A 5,007-nucleotide genomic window follows, 5' to 3' on the forward strand; every position below is an offset into this window, starting at 1 on the left:
TTGCTGACCCGACAAAGCACTACTAGGCCAGCCGCAGCGAACGGGCGGAGGTGTCCAGGACCGCCTCCACCCCGAGCGGCAACGACCACTGCCCGGCGCAGTGCCCGAACCCGAAGTCACCCAGGATCGGCACGCCCAGCCCGGAGAGCCGGTCGTGCAGCACCGACGACACGTCACCGCAGTCCGTCCACGACCCCAGCACGATCCCCGACACCGGCGCGAACCACCCCGCCCGCAGCAACTGCGTCAGAATCCGGTCCAGCCGGTACGGCTCCTCGCCGATGTCCTCCAGCAACGCGATCGCCCCGTCGGCCGGCCGCGCCCAGCGAGGCCCGCCCACCGCCGCCGCGAGCAACGCCGCGTTCCCACCCGTGAGCACCCCACGCGCGGTCCCCGGCGCCACAGGCGTTCCAGCCGTCCACGACGACACGCCCTCGAACAACAACGACCGCAGCCGCTGCTGAGCCACCGGGTCGTCGACGAAATCAGAGGTCCCCGGCATCGGCCCGAACACCGTCGGCCGACCCGCCGCGTTCAGCTCGGCGTGCAGCACCGTCACATCCGACGAGCCCACGAACAGCCGCGGCGGCAAGTCCTTCCACGGCACCAGGTCGGCCATCCGCAGACACCCGTACCCGCCCCGCACACACACGACCGCGGCGACATCAGAGCACCAAGCCGTCACGAACTCCTCGGCGCGAGCGGCGTCTGACCCGGCCAGATAAGGCAACGACCACGGCTCCACCACAGGTGTGGTGACCTCGAGCCCCCACGACCGCAGCACCGCCACACCGGCGAGAACCTTGGCCGGGACGGCCGGGCCGGCCGGTGACACCAGCGCGACCCGGTCCCCGGGAACCAGCAGTCTCACTCGGACAGTTCCAGCACCGGCACCCCCGGCGGCACGAACCCGAACACCTGCCCGTAGAACGACAGCTCGGCCTCCAGCGCCGTCTTGATGGTCTCCGCCTTGCGGAACCCGTGCTGCTCACCCTCGAACGTCAGGTACGCGTGCCGGATCCCCGACCCCGCCAGGTCCGCCGCGAACCGGTCCGCCTGCTCCGGCGGGCAGATCTCGTCCTCCAGGCCCTGCAGCAACAGCACCGGCCCCGACACCTGCCGCGCCTTCGCCGACGGCGACCGGTCGCGGTAGCGGGACTCGGCCTCCGGCAGCGTGCCGACCAGGCCCTCGACGTAGCGGGACTCGAAGTCGTGCGTCTCGCCGCCCTCCGACGTCCAGCCCTTCAGGTCCAGGATCGGGAACGCGACCATCCCGCACTGGTAGACGTCCGTCGACGTCAGCGACGCGGCGGACGTCCAGCCACCGGCCGAACCACCGCGGATGCCGAGGCGTTGCGGATCGGCCGTGCCCTCCTTCGCCAGCTGCTGGGCCACGAACGCGCAGTCCTCCACGTCCACGACACCCCACTGCTCGCGCAGCCGCTCCCGGAACGCCCTGCCGTAGCCGGTGGAGCCGCCGTAGTTCACCGCCACCACACCGATGCCGCGGCTGGTGAAGTACGCGATGTCGGTGTCGAGCTTCGGCAACGCCCGGCCCGTCGGGCCGCCGTGCACGTGCACCACGTACGGCGGCAGCTCACCCTCTGGCCCGGCGAAGTCCGGATTGGACGGCGGGTACACGTAGGCCGGGATCTCGCCGAACAGCCGCTCCACCGGCACCGGCAGATACGCGTCCTCGTCCGCCGGCTCGCCGCCCGTGAGGTACGTGAGCTCGCCGTTGGAGAGGTCCAGGCGCACCACCGCGTACTCCGAGGTCGGGCCCGCCGCGCCGCAGATGACCACGCCGTCGCGCACCGCCAGTTCCGCCGCCCACGTCGGCAGATCGGTCTGCACGTCGGTCACCGTCGCTGACCGCTCGTCGAGCACCGCGAGGTGGCCGGAACGGATCACCAGGTAGCGGCCCGGCGAGAGGGTCGCGAACCAGCGGTTGCCCAGCCGCCACATCGGCCCACCCAGCTCCTGCTCGCAGGGCGCGAGGTTCGTGCGTGAGCCGTCCAGGCCGACGCGGAAGAGGTTCCACCAGCCGTCCGGGTCCGTCAGCGCCAGCAGGGAGTCGCCCTCCCACTCGAACTGGCACACCGCCTCGGTCTGCGAACCGGACACCACGCGATGTTCGGACGAACCGACATCTGCGACGCAGAGCTCGGTGCCGTCCCACGGCATCTGCGGGTGGTTCCAGCCGATCCACGCGAACTTCGTGCCGTCGGGGCTGATCTTCGGGCCGGTCATGAAGTGGTGCGACGAGCCCAGCACCCGCACCTCACCGGACGGCGTGATCGCCACCAGCTCGCGGCGCACGTCGGTGCGCGCGTCACCGGTGATCGTCTCCCGCACGCACCACACCTCGCCGTCCGGACCGGCGGACAGGTCGGCGTAGCGCAAGCCGTGGTGCCGCTGGGGTTCCGGCGTCAACGCCACCGGTTCGGGCGAGTCCGGGTTGAACACGTAGACGCGCTGGTCGTCCCAGTGCGTGAACGCGACCCGGTCGGAGGCCAGCACCACGAACGGCCTGCCGCCGTACTCGTGCACCCGGTTGCGGGCGTTCCACGGCGCGGGCAGCACGTCGGCGCCGTCACGCACCAGAGCGACTCTGCCGCCCTCCGCCGGACGGCTCTCCGCCCACCACACTTGTTCACCGGCGAGGTCGGCCCACTGGAACCCACCTCCCGGCTTCGAGGTGTCGCCGGCCGTGATCGGCGAGGTCCAGGTCCCGTACGAAGCGATCTTCACCACAACCCGACCCTATACGCGGAGTGTTTGGTGGGGGAGGACCTGCCGACGATCTCCGCGTGGCCTAGGGTCGTAAGGGCCATGGCTCGTGTCATCCACGTATTCCGCGCACCCGACCGGTTCGTCGCAGGAACCGTCGGGCAGCCCGGCGACCGCACCTTCTACCTGCAGGCCTCCGAGCAGAGCAGGCTGATCAGCGTCGCCTTGGAAAAGCAGCAGGTCCAGGTCCTCGCCGAGCGCATCGGCTCGCTGCTCGAGGAGGTGCAACGCCGCTTCGGCACCGACGAGCCCGACGACCCGCCGCCGGACGACCCGGACACCGAACCCCTCGACGTGCCCGTCGAGGAGGAGTTCCGCGTCGGCACCATGGGACTGGGCTGGGACGCCGAGTCCAAGGCCGTCGTCATAGAGCTCCTCGCGATCTCCGAGGAGGAGGTCGACGAAGCCGTCGTGCTCGACGACACCGAGGAAGGCCCCGACGCCGTGCGGGTGTTCCTGTCCCCTGGAGCGGCCCGCGCGTTCGCCGAACGAGCCGACCGCGTCGTCAACGCCGGCCGCAAACCCTGCCCGCTGTGCGCAGAACCCCTCGACCCGGACGGCCACATCTGCCCGCGGCAGAACGGCTACCGCCGCACCGAAGAAGACTGACCATGGACACCGCCGCGGCCCTGGAACTGCTCAACCACGGCCGCATCGAGGTCGAGGGCCGTCTGGTCGACGCCTCCAACGCCACCTTGTTCTGCAAGATCTCGTTGGACGGCGTCGACGCCCAGTGCGTCTACAAGCCCGTGCGCGGTGAACGCCCGCTGTGGGACTTCCCCGACGGCACGCTGGCGGGCCGCGAGGTGGCCACCTACCTGATCTCGGCCGCGTCCGGTCTCGACCTCGTGCCGCCGACCGTGCTGCGCCCCGGCCCGTTCGGCTCCGGCATGGTCCAGCTCTGGATCGACACCCGCGAAGAGGACGAACTCGTCGACATCATCGGCGTCGACGACGTCAAGCCCGGCTGGATCCCGGTCTTCCACGCCCACGACCGCTTCGGCGACCCGGCCGTGCTCGTGCACGCCGACCACCCGCGCATCGCGCTGATGTCGGCGTTCGACGTCGTGGTCAACAACGCCGACCGCAAGGGCGGCCACGTCCTGCACGCCGTCGACGGTGGCGTGTACGGCGTCGACCACGGCATCTGCCTGCACACCGAACCCAAGCTCCGCACCGTGCTGTGGGGCTGGGCCCGCGAACCCCTCGGCGCGCCGGTCCTGGAGTCGCTGCGCAGGCTGAGATCCGCGCTGGACGGCTCGCTGGGGGAGCAGCTGCACGACCACCTCACCCGCGCCGAGGTCCGGGCCGTGGGGGAGCGCACCGACAAGCTCCTCGCGGACGGCGTCTACCCCGAGCCCTCCGGCGACTGGCCCGCCATCCCCTGGCCCGCGTTCTGAGCACCTCGTCAGAAGTCTTGCCGGCACAGAGCCAGACCCGGGATCGCTTGACGAGCAACGAGCAGAACTTCTGGCCAGGTGCTTAGTCTCGGCCAGGTGACCACGCGCGCCGCCCGGTTCCTGCTGATCGCCGTCGCCCTCGTCCACGTCGTCATCCCGGCGATCATGTGGTGGCAACGCGGGCAGCTGCACGACCAGATCGCCCGCTCGAACCCGGACCTGCCGCCTGCCGGTGTCGACGGCGCCGTCCAGATCGCGCTCATCGCCGCCGCCGTCTTCCACGCGGTCTTCGCGATCCTCAACGTGTGGCTCACCCGCCGCCTCGGGGCCGGCCGCGGCCGGATCGCCACCACCGTCGTCCAGCTGCTCGCGGCCGTCTTCAGCATCGTGTCCTGGCGGTCCTCGCCGATGTTCCACGCGGTCATCCCCGTGGTCACCGCTTTGGAGCTGCTGACCGTCGTGCTGGTGTGGCTGCCGTCGCGTGACACCCGTCGTTCCGCCACGCCGTGATCGTCACCTGCTGAAGGACCGCACGGCGGAGAGCAACGACACCAGGCTCGGGATCGGCTGCGGGCTGCGGCGCGGCAGCATCACCTCGACCAGCGGCCACGGGGCCGCGGCCAGATCGCGCGGCACCGCGAGGAACACGATCGACTCCGGCCGGTGGGGCAGCCGCAGCGCCGGATACGACAGGCGGTGCCCGGACAGGTGCCCGGCGAGCGCGATCGCCTCGTCGCCCGGCACCGCGAGGCCGATCACGTGGGAGGCCGGGGAGAACAGCAACCGGGTGCCGCTGACCTCGGTCGTGACGCGGGGG

Annotated in this window: 6 protein-coding genes; 3 read left to right on the plus strand and 3 right to left on the minus strand. The window is 71.2% G+C overall.

The genetic code is table 11. The features are described from left to right. Positions 1-22: 22 nt before the first annotated feature. Positions 23-871 carry a S66 peptidase family protein gene (locus tag UK23_RS43745; protein ID WP_045317734.1) on the minus strand — a complete coding sequence of 283 codons (849 nt, stop codon included), beginning with the start codon at positions 869-871 and terminating at the stop codon, positions 23-25. Next, positions 868-2,754, minus strand: a complete 1,887-nt coding sequence (locus tag UK23_RS43750) for a prolyl oligopeptidase family serine peptidase (RefSeq protein WP_045317735.1) — start codon at positions 2,752-2,754, stop codon at positions 868-870. The genes UK23_RS43745 and UK23_RS43750 overlap by 4 nt, the downstream gene beginning before the upstream one ends. A 78-nt stretch (positions 2,755-2,832) precedes the next feature. Between UK23_RS43750 and UK23_RS43755 the strand changes: the two genes are divergently transcribed. From UK23_RS43755 to UK23_RS43765, 3 genes are all read left to right on the plus strand, one after another. Next, positions 2,833-3,399, plus strand: a complete 567-nt coding sequence (locus UK23_RS43755; protein WP_045317736.1) for a DUF3090 domain-containing protein — start codon at positions 2,833-2,835, stop codon at positions 3,397-3,399. Between the two features lie 2 nt (positions 3,400-3,401). Further along, on the plus strand, positions 3,402-4,190 hold the full coding sequence (locus UK23_RS43760) for an SCO1664 family protein (RefSeq protein WP_045317737.1): 789 nt from the start codon (positions 3,402-3,404) through the stop codon (positions 4,188-4,190). A 96-nt stretch (positions 4,191-4,286) separates the two neighbouring features. Further along, positions 4,287-4,700, plus strand: coding sequence for a hypothetical protein (locus UK23_RS43765; RefSeq protein WP_045317738.1), 414 nt, complete (start codon positions 4,287-4,289; stop codon positions 4,698-4,700). A 3-nt stretch (positions 4,701-4,703) separates the two neighbouring features. On the opposite strand, the gene UK23_RS53350 is transcribed toward UK23_RS43765, so the two are convergent. Beyond that, the coding region (locus tag UK23_RS53350; protein ID WP_045317739.1) for a hypothetical protein at positions 4,704-5,007 on the minus strand (304 nt) is incomplete at its 5' end.

This window comes from Lentzea aerocolonigenes (assembly GCF_000955955.1).
Lineage (GTDB): Bacteria > Actinomycetota > Actinomycetes > Mycobacteriales > Pseudonocardiaceae > Lentzea > Lentzea aerocolonigenes_A.